The organism is Parafrankia sp. FMc2 (assembly GCF_041008525.1).
Lineage (GTDB): Bacteria > Actinomycetota > Actinomycetes > Frankiales > Frankiaceae > Parafrankia.
This window is the reverse complement of record NZ_JBFLUG010000410.1, coordinates 1-1227: the sequence shown is the minus strand read 5'-3', so window position 1 is coordinate 1227 and position 1227 is coordinate 1. Positions and strand designations below refer to the sequence as shown.

Genomic DNA, 1227 nt, shown 5'->3' with positions numbered 1-1227 from the left:
CTCCCCACCCAGGCGCACATCGAGGATCACCTGCGCCGGGGGCAGCCCGCGCGGCGGCGTCCCCGCCCGGGCCGCGGCCAGCTCCGCGAAGGTCGCCGTCGGCAGCGCCGCGAGCCGCCGCGCCTCCCCGCCCGCCCACCGCGCCGGGCTGCCCGTCGCCGCCGCGGCCGGCCGGTCGATCCCGATCCGCGCCAGCTCCCGCTGCGCCTGTGCCAGATCGGCCTCCGTGTCGGCGAGCAGCGTGATCGGCGCCTCCCACGGCGCCAGCCAGCCCAGCCACGTCGCCATCGGACCGTCCAGCCCCAGGCTGAGCGTGCCCGCCAGATGGCACTGCGTGTACGCGGTCCGCGACCGCAGGTCCACCACCCACTCGCCGGCTGCCAGCCGCGCCCCCAGCTCCGCCGGCGCCGCCCGGCGCACCGGCGTCAGATCCACCGGCGCCGCACCGGCGGCGTTACGGGCACCCATGTGCGCGTAGTACGCCGGGTAGGCGTCCAACCCGGCCAGCACCTCGGCGACGAAGTCGTCGCGTTCCAGCCGCAGCGCCGGGTTCACCGTCCGTTCCCGCCCGATCGTCGACGCCGCCGCGTCCGCCTGCGTCGCCGAACAGAAACTGCCGAAGCCGTGCGTCGGCCACACCCACGCCCCGCCCGGCAGCGCATCGGCCAGCCGCCGCACCGACGCATGCTGACGCTCTGCCAGCGTGTGCGCATGGTCCGGACCGAGCAGGTCGGTGCGTCCCGTCGTCCCGAACAGCAGCGACCCGCCGGTGAACACCCCCACCGGCCCGTCCGGGCCGGCCAGCACGAACGACAGGTGGGTGAACGTGTGCCCCGGCGTGCCCACCACCACCAGCCGCAGCGACGGCGACACCACCACCTCGTCGCCGTCGGCGACCGCCACCCGGTCGAAAGCCACCGGGTCCGCGGCCGCGACGAGATACCGCGCCCCGGTCAGCCGGGCCAGCGCCAACCCGCCGGAGACGTAGTCGTTGTGCAGATGGGTCTCCGCGACATGGGTGATCCGCACCCCGAGCCGGCCCGCCAGCGCCAGCATCCGGTCGATGTCGCGCTGCGGGTCGATGACCACCGCCACCCGCCCGTCGTGGGCCAGATAGCTGCGGTCGCCCAACGTCGAGGTCTCCACGACCTCCACCTGCACCTGACCCGTCGTCATCCCCACCCCTGCCCACCCGCCGACGCCCCCCCGGACGGGGTGGCGTCGGCG

Annotated in this window: 1 protein-coding gene; it reads right to left on the bottom strand. The window is 76.0% G+C overall.

From position 1 onward, the window contains the following. Positions 1 to 1176, bottom strand: a 1176-nt coding sequence (locus AB1460_RS37605; RefSeq protein WP_368967343.1) for an MBL fold metallo-hydrolase, incomplete at its 3' end; no start/stop codon positions are given. Positions 1177 to 1227: the final 51 nt, after the last annotated feature.